Source organism: Massilia sp. LC238, from assembly GCF_000735635.1.
In the GTDB taxonomy this organism is placed as follows: domain Bacteria; phylum Pseudomonadota; class Gammaproteobacteria; order Burkholderiales; family Burkholderiaceae_D; genus Telluria; species Telluria varians.
Window position 1 is genome coordinate 16104 of the sequence record NZ_JNNN01000083.1, and the last position, 20007, is coordinate 36110.

The 20007-nt window shown below is 65.0% G+C and carries 20 protein-coding genes; 13 read left to right on the forward strand and 7 right to left on the reverse strand.

Annotation, left to right across the window (positions count from 1 at the left end):
* Nucleotides 1-56 precede the first annotated feature (56 nt).
* Nucleotides 57-725 (forward strand): signal peptidase I, encoded by a 669-nt coding sequence (lepB, locus tag FG94_RS24960; RefSeq protein ID WP_036217377.1) that lies wholly within the window; start codon nt 57-59, stop codon nt 723-725.
* Between the two features lie 236 nt (nt 726-961).
* Nucleotides 962-2137 carry a multidrug effflux MFS transporter gene (locus FG94_RS24965; RefSeq protein WP_036217378.1) on the forward strand — a complete coding sequence of 392 codons (1176 nt, stop codon included), beginning with the start codon at nt 962-964 and terminating at the stop codon, nt 2135-2137.
* Nucleotides 2138-2146: 9 nt separating this feature from the next.
* Here FG94_RS24965 and smpB read toward each other — a convergent pair whose 3' ends face one another.
* Nucleotides 2147-2596, reverse strand: a complete 450-nt coding sequence (smpB, locus tag FG94_RS24970) for an SsrA-binding protein SmpB (protein WP_036217379.1) — start codon at nt 2594-2596, stop codon at nt 2147-2149.
* Between the two features lie 107 nt (nt 2597-2703).
* Here smpB and FG94_RS24975 point away from each other — a divergent pair, with 107 nt between their 5' ends.
* From FG94_RS24975 to FG94_RS24985, 3 genes are all read left to right on the forward strand, one after another.
* Nucleotides 2704-3135, forward strand: coding sequence for a type II toxin-antitoxin system RatA family toxin (locus FG94_RS24975; RefSeq protein WP_036217380.1), 432 nt, complete (start codon nt 2704-2706; stop codon nt 3133-3135).
* The gene (locus tag FG94_RS24980; RefSeq protein ID WP_036217384.1) at nt 3128-3436 is read left to right on the forward strand and encodes an RnfH family protein; all 309 of its coding nucleotides are present in this window, start codon (nt 3128-3130) and stop codon (nt 3434-3436) included. Before FG94_RS24975 ends, FG94_RS24980 begins: the two co-directional genes overlap by 8 nt.
* A gap of 125 nt (nt 3437-3561) precedes the next feature.
* Nucleotides 3562-4770: a GGDEF domain-containing protein gene (locus FG94_RS24985; protein ID WP_051997086.1), complete on the forward strand. Its 1209-nt coding sequence runs from the start codon at nt 3562-3564 to the stop codon at nt 4768-4770.
* Nucleotides 4771-4774: 4 nt separating this feature from the next.
* Here FG94_RS24985 and FG94_RS24990 read toward each other — a convergent pair whose 3' ends face one another.
* On the reverse strand, nt 4775-5287 hold the full coding sequence (locus tag FG94_RS24990) for a DUF4124 domain-containing protein (protein WP_036217387.1): 513 nt from the start codon (nt 5285-5287) through the stop codon (nt 4775-4777).
* Between the two features lie 160 nt (nt 5288-5447).
* Here FG94_RS24990 and guaB point away from each other — a divergent pair, with 160 nt between their 5' ends.
* A complete protein-coding gene (gene guaB / locus FG94_RS24995; RefSeq protein ID WP_036217396.1) occupies nt 5448-6908 on the forward strand; it encodes an IMP dehydrogenase in 1461 nt (486 codons plus the stop codon).
* Nucleotides 6909-6978: 70 nt separating this feature from the next.
* Entirely contained in the window at nt 6979-8589 is a 1611-nt protein-coding gene (gene guaA / locus FG94_RS25000) for a glutamine-hydrolyzing GMP synthase (protein WP_036217405.1), read from the forward strand.
* 77 nt (nt 8590-8666) lie between these two features.
* Here guaA and FG94_RS25005 read toward each other — a convergent pair whose 3' ends face one another.
* The gene (locus FG94_RS25005; protein WP_051997088.1) at nt 8667-9629 is read right to left on the reverse strand and encodes a glycoside hydrolase family 43 protein; all 963 of its coding nucleotides are present in this window, start codon (nt 9627-9629) and stop codon (nt 8667-8669) included.
* A gap of 529 nt (nt 9630-10158) precedes the next feature.
* On the opposite strand from FG94_RS25005, the gene FG94_RS25010 reads away from it, so the two are divergent.
* On the forward strand, nt 10159-10740 hold the full coding sequence (locus FG94_RS25010) for a hypothetical protein (protein ID WP_036217407.1): 582 nt from the start codon (nt 10159-10161) through the stop codon (nt 10738-10740).
* 26 nt (nt 10741-10766) lie between these two features.
* Here FG94_RS25010 and ftsZ read toward each other — a convergent pair whose 3' ends face one another.
* The 3 genes from ftsZ to FG94_RS25025 form a co-directional block, all read right to left on the reverse strand.
* Complete coding sequence (gene ftsZ, locus FG94_RS25015) at nt 10767-11870, reverse strand: cell division protein FtsZ (RefSeq protein ID WP_229446065.1); 1104 nt, start codon at nt 11868-11870, stop codon at nt 10767-10769.
* A 259-nt stretch (nt 11871-12129) separates the two neighbouring features.
* Complete coding sequence (locus FG94_RS25020; RefSeq protein ID WP_036217409.1) at nt 12130-13812, reverse strand: AMP-binding protein; 1683 nt, start codon at nt 13810-13812, stop codon at nt 12130-12132.
* A gap of 115 nt (nt 13813-13927) precedes the next feature.
* Nucleotides 13928-14611: a Crp/Fnr family transcriptional regulator gene (locus FG94_RS25025; RefSeq protein ID WP_036217410.1), complete on the reverse strand. Its 684-nt coding sequence runs from the start codon at nt 14609-14611 to the stop codon at nt 13928-13930.
* A 97-nt stretch (nt 14612-14708) separates the two neighbouring features.
* On the opposite strand from FG94_RS25025, the gene FG94_RS26975 reads away from it, so the two are divergent.
* The 4 genes from FG94_RS26975 (at nt 14709) to FG94_RS25040 (ending at nt 17979) form a co-directional block, all read left to right on the forward strand.
* On the forward strand, nt 14709-14861 hold the full coding sequence (locus tag FG94_RS26975; protein ID WP_373965868.1) for a DUF2256 domain-containing protein: 153 nt from the start codon (nt 14709-14711) through the stop codon (nt 14859-14861).
* Nucleotides 14858-15724: an ADP-polyphosphate phosphotransferase gene (locus FG94_RS25030; protein WP_036217413.1), complete on the forward strand. Its 867-nt coding sequence runs from the start codon at nt 14858-14860 to the stop codon at nt 15722-15724. The genes FG94_RS26975 and FG94_RS25030 overlap by 4 nt, the downstream gene beginning before the upstream one ends.
* A gap of 122 nt (nt 15725-15846) precedes the next feature.
* Complete coding sequence (locus tag FG94_RS25035; protein ID WP_229446069.1) at nt 15847-17133, forward strand: hemolysin family protein; 1287 nt, start codon at nt 15847-15849, stop codon at nt 17131-17133.
* A 144-nt stretch (nt 17134-17277) separates the two neighbouring features.
* Nucleotides 17278-17979, forward strand: a complete 702-nt coding sequence (locus FG94_RS25040; RefSeq protein WP_036217418.1) for a TetR/AcrR family transcriptional regulator — start codon at nt 17278-17280, stop codon at nt 17977-17979.
* A 52-nt stretch (nt 17980-18031) separates the two neighbouring features.
* Here the strand turns inward: FG94_RS25040 and FG94_RS25045 are convergent, their stop codons facing one another.
* Nucleotides 18032-18688 (reverse strand): VTT domain-containing protein, encoded by a 657-nt coding sequence (locus FG94_RS25045; RefSeq protein ID WP_036217422.1) that lies wholly within the window; start codon nt 18686-18688, stop codon nt 18032-18034.
* A gap of 139 nt (nt 18689-18827) precedes the next feature.
* Between FG94_RS25045 and FG94_RS25050 the strand changes: the two genes are divergently transcribed.
* Entirely contained in the window at nt 18828-19946 is a 1119-nt protein-coding gene (locus FG94_RS25050) for a 6-phosphofructokinase (protein ID WP_036217425.1), read from the forward strand.
* Nucleotides 19947-20007: the final 61 nt, after the last annotated feature.

A 20007-nucleotide genomic window follows, 5' to 3' on the forward strand; every position in this document is an offset into this window, starting at 1 on the left:
GGCTGGCCGCGTATAAAGCTTCTCATCGTTAATCATAACAAGAGGAGCATTGCGAGATGAAAGCGTTCGTGCGCGCCAACAAGGGTTTCCTGTTGTTCATGCTTTTGTTCGGCGTGTTCCGCACCGCGGTGGCCGACTGGAACCCGATTCCTTCCGCTTCCATGCGGCCCAACCTGCTGGAAGGGGACGTGGTGTTCGTGAACCGGCTGGCCTATAACGTCAAGCTTCCGCTGACCGACCTCGTGATCGCGCGCACCGGCGAGCCGCAACGCGGCGACGTCGTCACTTTCTCCTCGCCGGCGGACGGCACCCGCTTGATCAAGCGCATCCTGGCGCTGCCGGGCGACCGCGTCGAGATGCGCAACGAGCGCCTGGTCATCAACGGCGTCGAGTCGCAGTACGCGCTCGAGGAAGTGGTGCAGGAAACGACCGACGAGGGCCGCGTCATGGATGCGCTGCGCATGGAGGAAGTGGTCGACGGGCGCCGCCACCGCATCCAGGTGCTGCCGCAGCGCATGGTGATGCGCGATTTCGGGCCGGTCACCGTGCCGCAGGACGCCTACCTGATGCTGGGCGATAACCGCGACAACAGCGCCGACTCGCGCTACATCGGCTTCGTGCCGCGCCACCTGCTGATCGGGCGTGCCGAGCGCATCCTGGTCTCGGCCGACTACCAGGGCAACTGGATGCCGCGCACCGAGCGCTTCGGCCAGTCGCTGCGCTGATCGCCCCCCAGGCCGGGGTCAGGTCTGACATTCGGACACGGACTGAGCGCTACCATAGTGCTACGCACGAGTCCGTGTCTAAATGTCAGACCTGACCCCTGGTGTGACCCCTGGTGCTGTCGTCGGCGCCTCTTCCAGTTTTGGAGGGGCGCCGATTTGTTTTATAGAAACCCAGTACAATTGCGTCCCCTCCGGACGCTTGCCCCCGCAGTGCCGGTTTTTCACAAGGCACTCCCATGCAACGACTCCTCACCACCATCCTCGCCTGCCTCGGCATGACGGGGGCCCTCGCGATCGACACCTATCTGCCTTCGATGCCCGCCATCGGGGTCGATTTCGGCGTCGGGCCGGTGGCGGTGCAGCAGACCCTGAGCGTGTTCCTGTTCACCTTTGCGCTGATGATGCTGTTCTACGGGACGCTGTCGGATTCCTTCGGGCGCCGCCCGGTGATCCTCGGAGCGCTGGCGGTGTACACGCTGGCCTCGGTCGGCGCGGCGTTTGCCCCGACCTTCGGCTGGCTGCTGGCATTCCGCGCGCTGCAGGGCCTGTCGGCCGGCGCCGGTTCGGTGATCGGCCAGGCCATCGTGCAGGACCGCTTCGAAGGCGCGCAGGCGCAGAAGATGATGTCGCACATCATGATGGTGTTCGGCCTGGCGCCGGCCATCGCGCCGGTGCTGGGCGGTTGGCTGCACGTGAGCTTCGGCTGGCGCTCGAGCTTCATCTTCCTGGCCCTGTTCGGCGCCGCGATGATCCTGCTGGTGCTGCGCATGCTGCCGGAAAGCCTGCCGCGTGAGAAGCGCCAGGTCTTCCATCCGGTGACGATCTCGCGCAACTACCTCATGGTGCTGCGCAACCCGCAGTTCGTGATGCTGTCGCTGGCGCTCGGCCTGGTGTTCGGCGGCCTGTCGCTGTACATCGGCGCGGCCGCCAATTTCGTGATGGAGATCCTGGGCCTGCCGGAGACGGCCTTCGCCTGGATGTTCATCCCGCTGATCGGCGGCATGGTGGTGGGTTCGGCCTGGGGTGGCAAGCGCGCCCACAAGGCGCCGCCCGGGCGCCTGCTGTGGACCGGCTACGCGGTGATGGCGGTGGCCTCTGTACTGAACGTCGGCTACAACGCGCTGTTCCCGGCCAGCGTGCCCTGGGCGGTGCTGCCGCTGGCCGTGTTCACCTTCGGCCTGGCCGTGGCCATGCCGGGCATCCAGCTGACCGCGATGGGACTGTTCCCGCACAACCGCGGCCTGGCGGCCTCGATGGTCGGCTTCATCCAGATGATGTCCTTCGCGCTGGTGTCCGGCCTGGTGGCCCCGCTGCTGTTCGGCAGCGCGTTCAAGCTGGCCTGCGGCGCGGCCGTCGGCGTGCTGCTGAGCTTCCTGATGTGGCGCCTGAGCCGGCGTTTCGCGGCGCCGTAAGAGGCGGGCCTAGCGCTTGTGCTGCTTCATCGCCGAGGCGACTTCGCGCTTGGCGTCGCGGTCCTTCTCGGTGGCGCGCTTGTCGTGCTGCTTCTTGCCCTTGGCCAGGCCGATCTCGCACTTCACGCGCCCGCCCTTGAAGTGCAGGTTCAGCGGCACCAGGGTATAGCCGGCGCGCTCGACCTTGCCGACCAGCTTGTCCAGCTCGGCGCGGTGCAGCAGCAGCTTGCGGGTGCGCAAGGCCTCGGGATGGCTGAAGGCGGACGCCGTGGTCAGCGCGCTGATGTGGGCGCCGAACAGGAACAGTTCGCCGTTGCGCACGACGACATAGGCCTCCTTGATCTGTACCTTGCCTTCGCGGATGGCCTTGACTTCCCACCCCTCAAGTACGATGCCGGCTTCATACCGGTCCTCGATGAAGTAGTCGAAAAAAGCTTTTTTATTGTCAACAATACTCATGAAATAGCGAAAATCCGCGTCTCGGTTAAACTACTGCTGTGGCACCAATGCAAAGATTGCATGGCGCAAAATGCAACTCGTCCAACATCATAACAAACGGTTGACCAATGGCAGTAGTGCACAAATCAGTTTTTCTCGGCTACAGCACCGAGCAAATGTTCGACCTGGTGGCCAAGGTCGAAGACTATCCGAAATTCCTCCCCTGGTGCGGCGGCGTGAAAGTGCTGGAGCGGAGCGAGGACAAGCTGGTGGCCAGCCTCCAAATCAATTTCCATGGCGTTAAGCAAAGCTTCACCACCTCGAACCACAACAATCGCCCGACCCAGATGAAGATGCACCTGGTTGACGGCCCGTTCAAGGTGCTGGAAGGCACCTGGACCTTCAAGCCGCTGCGCGCCGACGCCTGCAAGGTCGAGCTCGACATGCATTACGAGTTCTCGAGCATCATCCTGGAACAGATCATCGGCCCGGTGTTCGGCATGATCGCCAATACCATGGTCGATTCCTTCAGCAAGCGCGCCGAGGCCGTCTATGGATGAGGGTGTACAGGTGGTTGTCTGCTACGCGACCGCGCGCGAGGAATTCCTGCGCCCCATGAAGGTCGCGGCCGGCACCACGATCGGCCAGGCCATCGAGATGAGCGGTGTGCTGGAAGCGTATCCCGACATTAACCTAACCACGCAAGCGGTGGGCATCTACGCCAAGAAGAAGACGCTCGACACCGTGCTGCGCGAGCGCGACCGCATCGAGATCTACCGGCCGCTGGTGGCCGATCCCAAGGATTCGCGGCGCAAGCGCGCGGCCAAGAAGCTGGGGGACGCCGCACCGCCGGCCGCCTAAGGTAGGGGGCAGGTCCGCCTTGGCGTTTTGCTCAGTTGTAAAATTCCGACCGGGCAAATTCTTGGGTACGCTTCAGGGTATCATAGAGCCCGCCTCGAAGCCGCCCTCCGTTGCCCGTTCCGCCCATGCTGATTACCGTAAGCCTGTTGTTGGTCACCACTGCGATGTCCGCCGTGATGTTGCTCGTCCTGACGTCGCTTGCCGACAGCAGGGTGGCAGGCATTCGCGAATGGGCGCAGGCCAATGGCGTGGCGGTGATCGCGCTGCTGCTGTTCGCGGCGCGCGACGTGATTCCCGACGTCCTCAGCATCGAAGTCGCCAACGCACTGCTGCTGCTGACCGCCAGCCTGATGCTGGCCGGCTACCGGCGCTACCTCGGCCTGCCGGTGCCCTGGCGCCTGCTGGCGGGCGGCGGCATCGCCGCCTTCGCCGGCGTGGTGGTGTTCCACTACGTCCACAATTCGCTGCCGCTGCGCGTGGTGGCGATGTCGGCCTTCCACGTGGCCATCTGTTTCGGTATCTACGCCAGCCTGCCCAAGGTCGCGGATGGCCGCCTGCGCTATCCGAACGCCTTCAGCCGGACCGCGGCCTTGCTGCTGGGGCTGGGGCATTTCGGCCGCGGCGCCTTCTATGCCTTCGAGGCCTACGCACAGCCCTCGCTGCTCGACCCGGCCATCGCCAACCTGGTGTTCTTTGCGATCGGCACGCTGGCGCTGCCGGCCCTGAGCCTGGGCGCGGTCATGCTGGCCAATGCACGCGTGCTGACCGACACCGCCTACGCCGCCGAGCATGACCACCTGACCGGCGCCCCCTCGCGCCGCGCCTTCTTCGACATGGCCGAACGCGAGCTGGCGCGGGCGCGGCGCCATGGCAGCGGACTGGGCCTGCTGCTGCTGGATGCCGACCATTTCAAGCGCATCAACGATACCTATGGGCACGGCGTCGGCGACGAGGTCTTGCGCGACCTGGTGGCACACACCCGTGAGGAAATTCGCAAGATCGACTATTTTGCCCGCCTCGGCGGCGAGGAGTTCGGGGTGCTGTTGCCGGACGCGTCCTTCGACACCACGCGCGCCGTTGCCGAACGCCTGCGCGCCGCCCTCGACCGCCCCGCAACCGGCGCGCCAGCGGCGCCCGGGGCTGCCTATACGGTCAGTATCGGCCTGGCGATGCTGGAGAAGGGGGAGGATTTCGCCGGCCTGATGCGCCGTGCCGATGCGGCCCTGTATGCGGCCAAGGCCGGCGGACGCAACCGGGTCGAGGTGGCGCCCCGCATCAACCCCGAACCGGCGCGCCAGCCGGGCAGCGCCAAGGTCATTCGCCTGCGGCCTTGAGCAGCTACTGACGGCACTGCGCCAGTGCCTTGTTGACACGGGCCAGCTGGGCGGCCCGTTCCTCGTCCGTCATGAAGCTGCGCTCGCCTTTCGCATCGAACTTCGCGATGCGCACACCCGATTCCACCTGCGCGCGCATCTGGCGCGCATCCTGGCAATGCTCGGCCAGGTCGCGGCGGCGCTGCGCTGCCGCGGCATCCTTCTTTTCCTGTTCTTCGCGCAGCTTGCTGCGTGCAAGGAATTCCTTCTCGCGCTGTGCCAGGGTCTTTGGACCTTTGGCCGGAGTGGGGGCCTCCGCGGGCGGTGCAGGCTCGGCGGGCGCCGGCGGCACGGCCGCTGCTGCACGGCCCGGCGCCTTGAGGATCTTGTGCGCCGGCGTCGATGGCGGAGGAGGGCGGTCGGAGAAATGGCGTACGCCGTTCGCGTCGACCCAGGAATACTGGGCGTGTGCCAGGCTGCTGCCCAGCAGCAGGGCGCAGGCGGCAAACAGGCGGAGGGTGGGGGACGGAGACGGCATAAAAGTTTTCCTTGGGTAACAGAGCGATTTCGCCATGCTTCCTCGGCGCTGTCAATCGCAGGTGCGCGATACCGCGTTTTCCCCGGCAAATTTAGGCATGGCTGCGACAGTTTTTCGCCGTTTCTGTATAATTCACTTTTGCGCCTATAGGAAAATAACTATGCGTCTCCTCCAAAAAGCACTCACCTTCGATGACGTGCTGCTCGTCCCGGCCTATTCCAACGTTCTTCCGGCCAACACTTCCCTTCGCACCAAACTGACCAGGAATATCACGCTGAATATCCCGCTGCTGTCGGCTGCGATGGACACCGTGACCGAAGCGCGCCTGGCGATTGCGATGGCACAGGAGGGGGGCATCGGTATCATTCACAAGAACCTGCGCCCGGCCGACCAGGCCCGTGAAGTGACGCGCGTCAAGCGCTACGAATCCGGCGTGCTGCGCGACCCGATCACCATTCCTCCCACCATGAAGATCCGTGAAGTGCTGGCGCTGTCGCAACAGCACGGCATCAGCGGCTTCCCGGTAGTCGAGGGCAAGCAGGTGGTCGGCATCATCACCAACCGCGACCTGCGTTTCGAGGAAGACCTGGACGCAGAAGCGCGCGCCAAGATGACCCCGCGCGAAAAACTCGTCTACGTGAACGAAGACGCCGACACCGAAGAAGCCAAGCGCCTGATGAACAAGCACCGCCTCGAGCGCGTGCTGGTCGTCAACGAAGCCTTCGAGCTGCGCGGCCTCATCACCGTCAAGGACATCCAGAAGTCGCACGAGCACCCGCTGGCATCGAAAGACTCGCAGGGCAAGCTGCTGGTCGGCGCGGCCGTGGGCGTGGGCGCACGCGACGAAGAGCGCATCGAACTGCTGGTCGCCGCCGGCGTGGACGTGCTGGTGGTCGACACCGCGCACGGCCACTCGCAGGGCATCCTGGACCGCGTCAAGTGGATCAAGGACCGCTTCCCGCACGTGGACGTCATCGGCGGCAACATCGCCACCGCGGCCGCTGCGAAAGCGCTGGTCGAGTACGGCGCGGACGCGGTCAAGGTCGGCATCGGCCCTGGCTCGATCTGCACCACTCGTATCGTGGCCGGCGTCGGCGTGCCGCAGATCACCGCGATCTCGAACGTGGCCAAGGCGCTGGAAGGCACCGGCGTGCCCTGCATCGCCGACGGCGGCATCCGTTTCTCGGGCGACATCTCCAAGGCGCTGGCAGCAGGCGCGCACACCGTCATGATGGGCAGCATGTTCGCCGGCACCGATGAAGCGCCGGGCGAGACCATCCTGTACCAGGGCCGCAGCTACAAGTCCTACCGCGGCATGGGGAGCCTGGGCGCAATGGCCGAAGGTTCGGCCGACCGCTACTTCCAGGAAGCATCGAGCAAGGCCGACAAGTTCGTCCCGGAAGGCATCGAAGGCCGCGTCGCCTACAAGGGCAGCGTGCTGGCGATCATCTTCCAGCTCGTCGGCGGCATTCGCCAGTCGATGGGCTACTGCGGCTGCGCCACCATCGACGAACTGCGCGAAAAAGCGGAGTTCGTCGAGATCACCTCGGCCGGCATGCGCGAATCGCACGTGCACGACGTGCAGATCACCAAGGAAGCGCCGAACTACCGTTCGGAATGAACATCCATGAGACGCGGCCCGAGGGCCGCGTTTTTGCATTACCCATTCATCTTCTATCGTTGCCCTCTACATGCATTCGAAAATCCTCATCCTCGATTTCGGTTCCCAGGTTACCCAGCTGATCGCGCGCCGCGTGCGCGATGCCGGCGTGTTCTCCGAAGTCTTCCCGTATGACGTCAGCGACGAGTTCGTGCGCAACTACGGCGCCAGCGGCATCATCCTCTCGGGCAGCCACAACTCCACGTTAGAGGGCGATTCGCCGCGCGCCCCGCAGGCCGTGTTCGAAGCCGGTGTGCCGGTGCTGGGCATCTGCTATGGCATGCAGACCATGGCCGCCCAGCTCGGCGGCAAGGTCGAGAACGGCAAGCTGCGCGAATTCGGCTACGCCGAAGTGCGCGCCCGCGGCCATACGGCCCTCCTGAACGGCATCAACGATTTCGTCACCGATGAAGGCCACGGCATGCTGCGCGTCTGGATGAGCCACGGCGACAAGGTGCTGGACATGCCGCCGGGCTTCAAGCTGATGGGTTCCACCGACAGCTGCCCGATCGCCGCGATGGCCGACGAAGACCGCCGCTTCTACGCGCTGCAGTTCCACCCGGAAGTCACCCACACCACGCAAGGCGAAGCCATCATCGGCCGCTTCGTGCACGAAATCTGCGGCTGCAAGTCGGACTGGAACATGCCGGACTACATCGGCGAAGCCGTCCAGAAGATCCGCGAGCAGGTCGGCACCGACGAAGTCATCCTCGGCCTGTCCGGCGGCGTCGACTCGAGCGTGGCCGCAGCCCTGATCCACCGCGCCATCGGCGACCAGTTGACCTGCGTGTTCGTCGACCACGGCCTGCTGCGCAAGGACGAGGGCAAGATGGTGATGGACATGTTCTCGAAAAACCTCGGCGTGAAGGTGCTGCGCATCGATGCCGAAGACCAGTTCATGGGCCACCTGGCCGGCGTCATTGACCCCGAACAGAAACGCAAAATCATTGGACGCGAGTTCGTCGAGGTGTTCCAGCAGGAAGCCGGCAAGCTGACCAACGCGAAGTGGCTGGCGCAAGGCACCATCTACCCGGACGTGATCGAATCGGCCGGCAAGGGCAAGAAGGGTCAGACCATCAAGAGCCACCACAACGTGGGCGGCCTGCCGGAGACGCTGAACCTGAAACTGCTCGAGCCGCTGCGCGAGCTGTTCAAGGACGAAGTGCGTAAGCTCGGTGTTGCGCTCGGCCTGCCGCACGACATGGTCTATCGTCACCCGTTCCCGGGCCCGGGCCTGGGCGTGCGCATCCTGGGCGAGGTGAAGAAGGAGTATGCCGACCTGCTGCGCGAAGCGGATGCGATCTTCATCGAAGAGCTGCGCAATACGCCGTTCGAGCTGCCTGCCGTAGCGGGCATCGATCCGGGCAAGGCGCCGACCAACTGGTACGAGGCGACCAGCCAGGCGTTCGCCGTGTTCCTGCCGGTGAAGTCGGTGGGGGTGATGGGCGACGGCCGCACCTATGAGTACGTGGTGGCGCTGCGTGCGGTGCAGACGCTGGACTTCATGACGGCACAGTGGGCGCATTTGCCGCATGCGCTGCTGGGGAAGGTGTCGAATCGCATCATCAATGAAGTGCGCGGGTTGAATCGCGTCGTGTATGACATTTCGGGGAAGCCGCCGGCGACCATCGAGTGGGAATAATTCACAGCTCAGCGGTGAATTTCACGAAGTAAGCCCAAGCCCCTGACCTCAGGGGCTTTTTACTGCCCGGGTTCCACTCAAGGCGATGCTTTGGCACACCCCAGTCCCGGATTTGCTTTCGGCCCACTCTTGGTCTGCGCAATCAAGGGAATCTCCCCATTCTTTCCATAACTAAACTCCTCCACCGCAGCCGAGCGCCGGAAGTCCGCGTTAGACAGCGCGTCGTTGTGATAAAAGAAGTACGACTTGCCGTTGAATTCAGCAAACGATTGATGGATCGTGTGCGTGAACTTGTTCTTCTCCATGATCACCCCGCGATAGGTCCACGGCCCGGTCGGGCTGGGCGCGGTCGCGTAGGCGATCACCTCCGGCAGACGGCTCGCGTAGCTGAGGTAATACACGCCATTGCGCTTGTGCAGATAAGGCGCTTCCTCGAATTCAAACAGACCTACCGTGTGGATCGGCCCGTCCAGCTCGATCATGTTGGGCTTGAGCTTGACATACTTGAGCACCTTGTTGCCAAAGTACATATACGCCTGCCCATCGTCGTCGACGAACACGCCCGGGTCGATATCGTCCCAGCCGTTGGGCGTTTCGCGCGTCATGTCATCGGTGATGAGCGCGGAGCCGCGGGCATCCTTGAACGGTCCCAGCGGGGAATCGGCAACCGCCACGCCGATGGCGAAGCCGGGCTTCGTCGCATCATGCTGGACCGGCCCATATAGGTAGTACTTCCCGTTGCGCTTGACGATATCCGGCGCATAAGCGTCGCTCTTGGCCCAGGCGAAGGTGCGCCAGCCGCCCACCACGCCGTGATCGACCCAGGATTGCATGTTGCAGGTCGAGTACAGGCGCCACTCGTTCATCGTGTAGCCCTTGCCCCCCTTCTTTGTCTCATCGCGGCCGGTGTACATGTACAGGCGTCCTCCGTCGACCAGGACGGTCGGGTCGGTGGTGAAGACGTCGGTCACGATCGGATTGGCAGCGTGGGCGTCGGGCAGCGCGCCGAAGAGGGCGAGCAGAAGAGCAATGGGTTTCATGTTTGACAGGATGGCCTCGAGGTTTGGAAGGTATGCTGCTCGGCGACCTCCACCGGGCAAAACCTTTGGTAATTAACAAGTTACCACGATCCTAGCAGCAAAATGAGCCCGCGTAACATCCTTAACCAATAAAATGATTGCGCTATCAGACGCCGGGGGGCATGAAGACAGGATTCGGCGGATTTCTTTCCCGACAACCCGAAAGCAAATGGCGCACGTCCGATCCGCTTGCAGTCAGGCGCACCAGCCTGGCCAACCGAGCACCTTATCGCCACAAAAATGTAACTAACCCACTGGGTATTTCAGCCAGCAAGATCAGTTCAGCGCTAACGACTTCGATCGAACCGACACGACGCCACCAAGGCCTCCAGGAGGGGCGGGCGGCATCCATGCCAGCGATCCCGAGAGCGGTAGCCCCGAGAGAGACAGCGTGCCTGGTTCAAGGATTTGCTAAGATGCGGCATTGACACAAGGAAAACGTTTCGATGGCGAACACGCTCTCAGCCGGCGCACCGAACGCCGTATCCGCATGATTCCATTCACCTTCAACGACATCGAGGTGGGCGCGCGCCTGGTCGAGGCCCTGGCGCGCCAGGCGAGCACCTTGCGGGGCATGCCGATCACCCATGGCGACCTGCTCACGCTGGCGCGTTCCCTGCATCCGAAAGACGAGGTGCTTGGCCGCGCGGTAACGGTGGGCATCGGACCCAAGCTGCTGTTCGTGGAAGGCTTCTGCGCTGCGCACGGCTATCCGAACCTGGCGAGTCTTGCGGTGGAACGGGAAAGCGCAAGGCCGCGGTCCGGCTACCAGGGGGACTGGGAATCCGACCGGCGCGCTGTCGCCGGCGTCGACTGGAGCGCTATCGATGCGCAGTTGCCGGCCTATGTGGAAGCGATGCGCGCCAAGGTCCCGCCGCGCTTCAAGCCGCGCAAGGAACGCCCGGCGGACGTGGCGTGGTACGCCTATTACTGTTCGCACCGGGAAGCCTGCGAGAAGCTCGGCCCCGAGGACAAGCAGGAGATCATCAACCAGATGATGGCCGGACTGGATCCCGAGACTGCGTTGGGGCGCGTGCTCGCCGCGAAGCAGGAGAGCGGCGGCCTGGCCTGAGGCAGGGCAGGACCGCCGGGGCGCCGCTAGGAGGCCGACTGCCGCGGCGCCGGGCCCGTGCGCGCTTCATGCTGGGTCGGCGCGGGCCGGGCCACCGCGGCAAGCCCGCCCTGACGCAGGACCGGCTGCGCCATGGCCGCCGCGCGCGTCCCCGGGGTGCGGCGGCCCGCGGCGAAGTCGGCGGGGCGGTTCAGGCCGGTGGCCACCACCGTGACGCGCATGGCGTCGCCCAGGCTGTCGTCGAATACCGCACCGAACTTGATGATCGCATCGTCGCCCGTCTGGGCGCAGATGGTGTTCATCACCAGCTTGGTTTCGCGCAGCCGCAAGGTCTCTTCGGAGGCGGCGATGTTGACCAGGACCCCGCGCGCCGCGCGCAGGTTGTTGCCATCGAGTAGGGGACAAGCGATCGCCTCCTCGGCCGCCTTGACGGCGCGGTCCTCGCCGGCGTGCTGGGCCGAGCCCATCATCGCCATGCCGGTCTGGCGCATCACCGTGCGCACGTCCTCGAAATCGACGTTGACCATGCCGGGCACGGTGATGATCTCGGCGATGCCGGTGACCGCCTTGCTCAATACCTCGTCGGCGGCGGCAAAGGCGCTTTTCTGAGTGATGTCGTCGCCCAGGACTTCCTCGAGACGGCTGTTGAGCACGATCACCAGCGAATCGACGCAGCGCGCCAGGGTGGCGATGCCTTCCTCGGCCACGCGCATGCGTCGCGGGCCCTCGAAGTCGAAGGGCTTGGACACCACCCCGACCGTCAGGATGCCCAGCTCGCGCGCCACTTCGGCAACCACGGGGGCTGCGCCGGTGCCGGTGCCGCCGCCCATGCCGGCGGTGAGAAAGACCATGTCGGCGCCCTTGAGCGCCTCGGCGATGACGGCGCGCTCGCGCACCGCGCTTTCGCGCCCAACGATCGGGTCGCTGCCGGCGCCGAGGCCGCCCTCGCCGAGCTGGATGCGCTTCTCGACCTTGGTATTCGACAGGGCCTGGGCGTCGGTGTTGGCGCAGATGAATTCGAAGGAGGCCAGGCCGGACGAGGCCATGTGGCTGACGGCATTGCCGCCGGCGCCACCCACGCCGATTACCTTGATGACCGTTTCAGGTTGGGGGAAATTTGATTCGGACAAGAAACACTCCGTATGAAAAGATAAAGCCGGCATGCCGCTCCATGCGTCGCGACTGGCGCCGTGGACTGCAGAGCCCATAAGACTACTGGCAAAGGGTGCGCACACGAAAGGACGAAAACGTTTCAAACGCAAGCATTTGTAATAACGCGTGCACGCCGAAAGGAAGCATGGCTGACGTATGCACATCAGCCATGTATCCAGGAGAAAGAGTCAGTTCCCAGTAGAAATCAATCGATCCCGCGCGGAGCGGTTTGCGGCCTCAGGTGTCTTGCCCCAGTCGAAGGTCGGTGCTGATCTGCTCGCGCAGCACGAACTTCTGGATCTTGCCGGTCACCGTCATCGGGAAGGCCTCCATGAAACGCACGTAGCGGGGAATCTTGTAGTGCGCGATCTGGCCGCGGCAGAAAGCCTGGATGTCCTCGGCGCTGGCCTGCATGCCGGGACGCAGGATGATGCAGGCGCACAGTTCCTCGCCGTACTTCGTGTCGGGCACGCCGATGCACTGGACGTCCTGGACCTTCGGATGGCGGTACAGGAACTCCTCGATCTCGCGCGGATAGATGTTCTCGCCGCCGCGGATCACCATGTCCTTGCAGCGCCCGACGATCGAGGCGAAGCCGTGTTCGTCGATCACCGCCAGGTCGCCGGTATGCAGCCAGCGGGCGCTGTCGATGGTGGCCCGGGTCTTCTCTTCGTCGTCCCAGTAGCCGAGCATGACCGAATAGCCGCGCGTCAGCAGTTCGCCCTTGACGCCGCGCGGGACGATTGCGCCGTTCGCGTCCACCACCTTGCACTCGATGTGCGGATGGACGCGGCCGATGGTGGTCACGCGCAGCGTCACCGGGTCGTCCACCGAACTCTGGAACGACACCGGCGAGGTCTCGGTCATGCCGTAGGCGATCGTGATCTCCGCCATGTGCATGGTCTGCATGACCCGGTTCATCACCTCGGCCGGGCAGGGCGAGCCTGCCATGATCCCGGTGCGCAGCGTCGACAGGTCGTAGCGCGCGAAGCCGGGGTATTCGAGCAGGGCGATGAACATGGTGGGCACGCCGTGCAGGCCGGTGCAGCGCTCGGCCTGGACGGTCTCCAGCACGGCCTCCGGGTCGAAGCCGGCGCTCGGGAATACCATGGTAGCGCCGTGCGTCACGCAGGCCATGTTTCCGAGCACCATGCCGAAGCAGTGGTAGAGCGGCACCGGGATGCACAGGCGGTCCGCGCTCGTCAGGCGCATCGCCTCGCCGACGAAGAAACCGTTGTTCAGGATATTGTGGTGGCTTAGCGTCGCCCCTTTGGGTGCGCCGGTGGTGCCGGAGGTGAACTGGATGTTCACCGGATCGTCGAACTGCACTGCGTCCGCCACCTGGCGCAGGCGCGCCAGCGCCTCGGCGCCCGGCGGGGCCAGCAGCATGTCGAAATTCAGCATCCCGGCCGTGGCTTCGGGACCGAGGCGGATCACGTGACGCAGGTGGGGCAGGCTGTCGTCCTGAAGTGGCATGGCGCCGCCGCGGGCCAGCGCGGGCACGACGTCGCGTATCATCGCGAGGTAGTCGCTGGTCTTGAAGCCGGGGGCCAGGATCAGGGCGCTGCACTGGACCTTGTCCAGTGCGTAGGCGAGTTCGGAGCGGCGGTAGGCCGGGTTGATGTTGACCATGACCAGCCCGGCGCGCGCGGTGGCGAACTGCACCAGCACCCATTCCGCGCAATTCGGCGCCCAGATGCCGACCCGCTGGCCCGGCGCCAGCCCCAGTGCCAGCAGGTTGGCGGCCACGCGCGAGACCCGTTCGTCGAATTCGGCGTAGGTCCAGCGGATTCCCTGGAAAGGCGCCACCAGGGCCTCGCGCCCGCCGTGACGGGCGGCGATCTCCGCCAGGTGGGCGCCGATCGATGCGCCGATCAAGGGAATATTGCTGGGCCCATGAACATAGCTCCATTGCTGCATAGTTGTCTCCTGATTGTATGTGCTTGCTCGCTCTAGCTTAGCCGCCATCGGGCGCGCTGACTGTTCACGCAACAACAATTGCCTGAAAGATCTGTATCCAGGGAGACTGTCGGCCTCAGCGGAAGGCGGAGGCGCGCAAGGCGGCCAGGTCGCGAATGTCGATGCTGCCGTAGCGCGCTTCGACGATGCCCTCCTGTTCGAGGTGGCGCAGGGCGCGGTTGACGATGCCGCGCGAGACCCCGGCCAGGAAAGAGAGCTCTTCCTGCGAAAGCTGGAGCGTCATGGTGGTGCCGGGATACAGCACCGGGTTGAACAGTTCGGCCAGGCACAGGGCCACGTGGCGCTCCGGCGCATACGAGCGCAGGTGCTCGCAGCGGATCACGAACTGCGCCAGCCGGGTATTCAGCTGGCCGATCAGGTAGTGGTTGAACGCGATGCTCTCGGCCAGCAGCCAGTGGAAGGTATCGGCTGGCACCTGGGCCACCCGGCATTCGCGCAGCGCCACCACATCGTAGGGGCGGCGTTCGTGCTTGAACACCGAGCCCTCGCCGAACCAGCCGCCGCGCGGGATGCCGATCAGGGTGGTCGGCTTGCCGTCGGGGCCCACATTGGACACCTTGACCAGGCCTTCGACCACGCCGTACCAGTAGTCGGAGCGCTGCCCGTTCCTGCAGATGGCTTCGCCGGGGCCGGCGCCGGACTCGGAGACATCGCGCAGGACCCGCTCCAGCTGCTCACTGGTCAATAACTGCCCCCAGGCGGAAGACGCGACGAAATCCCTCACTGCTCCAGTTGCCATTGCCCTTGCCAGCCCCGTCATGCAAACAGAGCAGTATTCTAGTCCGTTTGCCGGGCGCCGGCCGGGCGCACGGCTGCGCTAGAATCACGCCATGAGGATGCGCAAGAAAGCGGAATTGCCGGTGAAGGATTGCCTGCAGTGCGGGCGTCCGTTTGCGTGGCGCAAGAAGTGGGCGCGGGACTGGGACCAGGTCAGGTACTGCTCCGAGCGCTGCCGCCGCACGGCCCGGGGCGGATCGGTAACACCATGAACATCGACGCGCAGCGTTTTCGCATCGACGGCGAACGCAGGGTCCGCCTGGCTGAGCTGCCGACCCAGGTCGCGCCCGTGTACCGCTCGAAGCAGCACTACCGCGAGATGCTCGCCAGGCACGTTGCCCGGCTCAGCGCCCGGCAGCAGGTCCTGTTTGCGTCGAACAGCCACGCGATCCTCCTGATCTTCCAGGCGATGGATGCGGCGGGAAAGGACGGCGCCATCAGGCACGTGATGTCGGGCGTGAATCCGCAAGGCTGCCAGGTGCACAGCTACCAGCATCCGGCCCCGCGGGAACTGCAGCACGATTTCCTCTGGCGTACCACGGTCGACCTGCCGGAGCGCGGGCGCATCGGCATCTTCAACCGCTCCTATTATGAAGAGGTGCTGATCGCGCGCGTGCATCCGGAGATCCTGCGCAGCGAAGGGGTGCCGGCGGCCGCCGACGAGGAGGCCGTCTGGCGCGAGCGCTACCGCTCGATCAGGAACCTGGAGCGGCACCTGAGCGCCAACGGCACGCGCATCATCAAGGTCTTCCTGCACGTCTCGCGCGAAGAACAGAAGAAGCGCCTGCTCGCGCGTATCGACGATCCGAAGAAGAACTGGAAATTCGCGCTGTCCGACATCCAGGAGCGGGCCTACTGGCCGGCCTACATGGCGGCCTACGAGGAATGCCTGGCGCGCACCAGCACGCGGGCCGCGCCATGGTACGTGGTGCCGGCGGACGACAAGAAGAACGCGCGCCTGATCGTGTCCCGGATCGTCCTCGACGCGCTGCGCGAACTCGGGCTGCGCTATCCCCGGGCGGACGCGCGCCAGCGCGAAGTCTTGCAGGCGATTCGCCGGCGCCTGCTCGATTGAGCCGGCCCGCTGCCGGCTCGCGTTGCCACAAGTAATTGTCAAACGTATACTGGGCACTATCGCGTCGTTTCGCTCGTCTTCCAATCAGGTGTCCTGTGAGCTTGTTTCAACATATCGTCTTGATGATCCTCCTGGTGCTGGCCGCCGGCTTCCTCTCGCTCACGGAGATCGCCTTTGCCGGCGCGCGCAAGATCAAGCTCAAGCTGCTGGCCGAGGCCGGGGACGAACGCGCCGTGCAGGTGATGGCGCTGCAGATGCACTCGGCGGAATTCTTCGCCGCTTCCCAGATCGGCCTGAACGCGATCGCGATCCTGGGCGGCATCCTGGGCGAGGGCGCACTGCGGCCCTTCTTCATCGACTGGGTGTCGACGGTGTACGTCGGCCCGGCGCTGGACAACATCGGCTTCGCGCTGTCCTTCCTGTTCGTCACCTGCCTGTTCATCCTGTTCGCGGACCTGATGCCCAAGCGCCTGGCCATGATCGCACCCGAGCGCATCGCCATCGCGGTGATCAAGCCGGTCCAGCTGTACATCCGGATCTGCAAACCCTTCGCATGGGCGCTGAACCTGGTCGCCAACCTGATCTTCCGCATCTTCAAGATCGAGACCACGCGTGAGGACAGCATCACCTTCGACGAGATCTCCGCCGCGGTGGAAGCGGGCGCCCAGGCCGGCGTGCTGCAGAAGCAGGAGCAGCATTTCATCGAGAACGTGTTCGAGCTGGAGTCGCGCTCGGTGGCCTCGGCCATGACCAACCGCGACAGCGTGGTGTATTTCACGCTGACGGAAAACGAGACCAGCATCCGCCAGAAGGTGGCGGGGCATTCGAAGTTCCCGGTCTGCGACGGCACCATCGACCGGGTGATCGGCTACGTGGATACGCGCGACATCCTGGTGCGGCTCCTGAACAAGCAGTCGGTGTTCCAGCTGAACGAATCGAGCGTGCGCACCGTCCTGATCATCCCGGACACGCTGACCCTGTCCGAGCTGCTCGACAAGTTCCGCGCCACCAAGGAAACCTTCGCGGTGGTGATCAACGAGTACGCCCTGGTCATGGGCGTGATCACGCTGAGCGACATCATGCTGACCGTGATGGGCAGCTGGGGCAGTCCGCTGGACCAGGACGACCAGATCATGCAGCGCGAGGACGGCTCATGGCTGATCGACGGCAGCACGCCGGTGGGCGACGTCAAGCGCACCGTCGGCCTGGAAAGCCTGCCGGACGAGGAAAACTACGAGACCGCGGCCGGCTTCATGATGTACATGCTGCGCAAGGTCCCCAAGCGGACCGACAGCGTCGAGTACATGGGGGTCAAGTTCGAGGTGCTGGACGTCGACCACTACCGGATCGACCAGCTCCTGGTGAGGATCCTGCCGCCCCCGCACGGCGAGCCGGGATCAATCGGCTGACATGTACCTAGCGACGTTTCATCTGGAGCGAAGCCGTCGTGAACGGTCGAGCGCCCTGCGGCATTTTCGGCGAACCGGTGCGTTGAGGGGCTAATCTTCCGTGTTACCATTTTTTTCATTCCTGTCAGCTCAGTGCCACTGCCTATGTCCGTATTCGACCGCCCCCGCCGTTCCGGAGAACACCGCTCCAGCGCCGCATCGCGCGAGCGCATCCTCGATGCCGCATTCAAGGTAATTCGAGACGATGGCTACAGCGGCGCGACCATGGCCAAGGTGGCTAGTAAGGCCGAGCTGCCGGTGGGAAGCGTGTACTGGCACTTCGAGAACAAGGACATGCTGCTGGCCGTGCTGATCGAGACCAGCTATGCGCGCTGGCACAGCCAGTTCGCGACCCTGCACCTGCCCCGGGAGGGAGAAAGCTTCGCCGAACACATCGAGCGCGTGTTCGCCGCCGACCCCGAACGCCAGCTCGATGCCGCCGACTTCTGGCGCCTGGGTGTGATCCTCAGCGTGGAAAAATCGGTGCGCGAACAGGTGGCGCGCGAGCGCTTCCTCAAGATTCGCCAGTTGCAGCGTGCCGAATTTGTATCCTGGTGGAGCACCGTCTTGCCTTCTGAATTGCTCAAGTACGACCCTGAACTACCTGAGCGGCTCAGCGGCTTTGCATTGGCCTTGCAAGATGGGAATGCGATCGCCGGCGCCTCGGGGGAGGCGACCAAGGCCTTCCGTCCAATGCTGGCGGCCAGCCTGGTGCACCTGGTAGAGGCGGCCTCCACCTGCTTGCGTGAGCGCGCGGGTAATGCCCGCAAACCAGCCTCAGCGCGCGCCGCCGCCGGCCAGACCTGATCCCCTTCGGCCGTCTACACATCACGGCGTTAGCGTTGTGGTCCGCGCTCTGTCAGCCCTGGGGACCGACCGCGCGCTTGCTGCGATAGCGCTCCTGCATCCAGGCCAGGATGCCCGGCACCAGCGACAGCACGATGATGCCCATGATGACCGCGGTCAGGTTGTCGTTGACCCATTTGATGTTGCCGAAGGCATAACCGGCCAGGGTCAGCGACACGACCCACAGGGTGCCGCCCGATACGTTGTAGGCCAGGAAGGTCCGGTAGCGCATGCTGCCCAGCGCGGCGACGAAGGGGGCCAGGGTGCGCACAATCGGGACGTAGCGCGCCAGCACGATCGTCTTCGGGCCGTGGCGCTCGAAGAAGCGCTCCGTATGGGCGATGTGTTCGGGCTTGATGAAACGCAGCCGGTAGCCATTCCTCACGCGATCGCGGAACACGGTGCCGATCGCGAAGTTGACGATGTCGCCGACCACCGCCGCGACGATCAGGAGCGGGATCAGCACCGGGAGTGAGAGCATGCCCTTCGCCGCCAGCGCGCCGGTCACGAACAGGAGCGAGTCGCCGGGCAGGAAGGGCATGACGACCACGCCGGTCTCGACGAAGATCACTGCGAACAGCAGCACGTAGACGAGCACCTGGTATTCGGCTGCGAGTACGGAGAGATGGCGGTCAAGGTGGAGGAACCAGTCGAGCAGGGTAGTCAGCATGTCGTTTGTGTTTGGATAGTGTGGGCGGCATTGTACCTCTGCCGCGGTGCCCTGCCCATCATGGCTGTGCGGATCCGCCACGAACGGCGAATCGTTCCGGGTGCGCATGCTATAGTCGGCAGCACCACAGGAGGCGCCCATGGACACCCGCATCCAGCGCATTGCCATCGTCACCGGGGGCGGCGACGCTCCGGGCCTGAACGCCGTGATCCGCGCGGTGGTGCTCGCATCCAGCCGGCACGGCTGGGAATGCTGGGGCATCCGCGACGGTTTCAACGGCCTGCTCGCGCCCGCCACCTGCCTGGGCGAGCCGGTCCTGCGCCTGTCGCCCGACGCCGTGCACGGCATCGCGCACCTCGGCGGCACCATCCTCGGCAGCACCAACCGCGGCAACCCGCTGCGCTACCCGGTCCAGGGCGCGGCCGGCATGGTGGAGCAGGACCGCAGCGCCGAGCTGGTCGGCCTGTGCCGGGGGCGCGGCTTCGACGCGCTGGTGATGGTCGGCGGCGACAGCTCGATGGAAATCGCCGCCTGCCTGCAGCGCCAGGGCTTGCCGGTGGTCGGCGTGCCCAAGACCATCGACAACGACCTCGACGCCACCAACCAGACCTTCGGCTTCGATACGGCGGCCGGCTTCGCCACCGAATGCATCGACCGCCTGCACACCACCGCCGACAGCCAGCACCGCGTGATGGTGGTCGAGGTGATGGGACGCTACGCCGGCTGGATCGCACTGCAGGCCGGCATGGCCGGGGGCGCCCATGCGATCCTGCTTCCCGAGATCCCTTTCGACCTCGAGGTGGTGGCCGAAGCCATCGGACGGCGCGACGCCGCCGGCCGGCGCCATGCGATCGTGGTGGCCGCCGAAGGGGCGCAGCCGCTCGGCGGCGAGCGCGCACGGCTGGCGGCCGCCGGCGGCGGGCATGCAGAGCGCCTGGGCGGCATCGGGGCCTGGGTCGAGGCGCAGCTGGCGCAGCGCACCGGCAAGGAATGCCGCAGCGTGGTGCTGGGCCACCTGCTGCGCGGCGGCAGTCCGTCGGCTTTCGACCGCGTGGTGGCGGCGCGCTTCGGCGCTTGCGCGGTGCGCGCGCTGGCGCGCGGCGAGTCCGGCGTGATGGTGGCGCTGGGTGGCCAGGAGATCGGCACCGTGCCCCTGGGCGAGGTGGCGGGCCGCAGCAAGCGGGTGCCGCTCGACGGCGATATGGTGCGCACGGCGCGCGAGCTCGGCATCTGCTTCGGCGACCGGGCAGTTTGCTAGGCTTGCCAAAGCATCAAGACATCGGTTCGATTTTGATTTAAATCAAAGATTTTTAGCATGC

What these genes read in the sequence shown, in the direction of transcription:
- lepB (WP_036217377.1), top strand. Translation starts at nt 57, where the DNA reads ATGAAAGCGTTCGTGCGCGCCAACAAGGGTTTCCTGTTGTTCATGCTT.
- FG94_RS24965 (WP_036217378.1), top strand. Translation starts at nt 962, where the DNA reads ATGCAACGACTCCTCACCACCATCCTCGCCTGCCTCGGCATGACGGGG.
- smpB (WP_036217379.1), bottom strand. Translation starts at nt 2,596, where the DNA reads ATGAGTATTGTTGACAATAAAAAAGCTTTTTTCGACTACTTCATCGAG.
- FG94_RS24975 (WP_036217380.1), top strand. Translation starts at nt 2,704, where the DNA reads ATGGCAGTAGTGCACAAATCAGTTTTTCTCGGCTACAGCACCGAGCAA.
- FG94_RS24980 (WP_036217384.1), top strand. Translation starts at nt 3,128, where the DNA reads ATGGATGAGGGTGTACAGGTGGTTGTCTGCTACGCGACCGCGCGCGAG.
- FG94_RS24985 (WP_051997086.1), top strand. Translation starts at nt 3,562, where the DNA reads ATGCTGATTACCGTAAGCCTGTTGTTGGTCACCACTGCGATGTCCGCC.
- FG94_RS24990 (WP_036217387.1), bottom strand. Translation starts at nt 5,287, where the DNA reads ATGCCGTCTCCGTCCCCCACCCTCCGCCTGTTTGCCGCCTGCGCCCTG.
- guaB (WP_036217396.1), top strand. Translation starts at nt 5,448, where the DNA reads ATGCGTCTCCTCCAAAAAGCACTCACCTTCGATGACGTGCTGCTCGTC.
- guaA (WP_036217405.1), top strand. Translation starts at nt 6,979, where the DNA reads ATGCATTCGAAAATCCTCATCCTCGATTTCGGTTCCCAGGTTACCCAG.
- FG94_RS25005 (WP_051997088.1), bottom strand. Translation starts at nt 9,629, where the DNA reads ATGAAACCCATTGCTCTTCTGCTCGCCCTCTTCGGCGCGCTGCCCGAC.
- FG94_RS25010 (WP_036217407.1), top strand. Translation starts at nt 10,159, where the DNA reads ATGATTCCATTCACCTTCAACGACATCGAGGTGGGCGCGCGCCTGGTC.
- FG94_RS25020 (WP_036217409.1), bottom strand. Translation starts at nt 13,812, where the DNA reads ATGCAGCAATGGAGCTATGTTCATGGGCCCAGCAATATTCCCTTGATC.
- FG94_RS25025 (WP_036217410.1), bottom strand. Translation starts at nt 14,611, where the DNA reads ATGGCAACTGGAGCAGTGAGGGATTTCGTCGCGTCTTCCGCCTGGGGG.
- FG94_RS26975 (WP_373965868.1), top strand. Translation starts at nt 14,709, where the DNA reads ATGCGCAAGAAAGCGGAATTGCCGGTGAAGGATTGCCTGCAGTGCGGG.
- FG94_RS25030 (WP_036217413.1), top strand. Translation starts at nt 14,858, where the DNA reads ATGAACATCGACGCGCAGCGTTTTCGCATCGACGGCGAACGCAGGGTC.
- FG94_RS25035 (WP_229446069.1), top strand. Translation starts at nt 15,847, where the DNA reads ATGATCCTCCTGGTGCTGGCCGCCGGCTTCCTCTCGCTCACGGAGATC.
- FG94_RS25040 (WP_036217418.1), top strand. Translation starts at nt 17,278, where the DNA reads ATGTCCGTATTCGACCGCCCCCGCCGTTCCGGAGAACACCGCTCCAGC.
- FG94_RS25045 (WP_036217422.1), bottom strand. Translation starts at nt 18,688, where the DNA reads ATGCTGACTACCCTGCTCGACTGGTTCCTCCACCTTGACCGCCATCTC.
- FG94_RS25050 (WP_036217425.1), top strand. Translation starts at nt 18,828, where the DNA reads ATGGACACCCGCATCCAGCGCATTGCCATCGTCACCGGGGGCGGCGAC.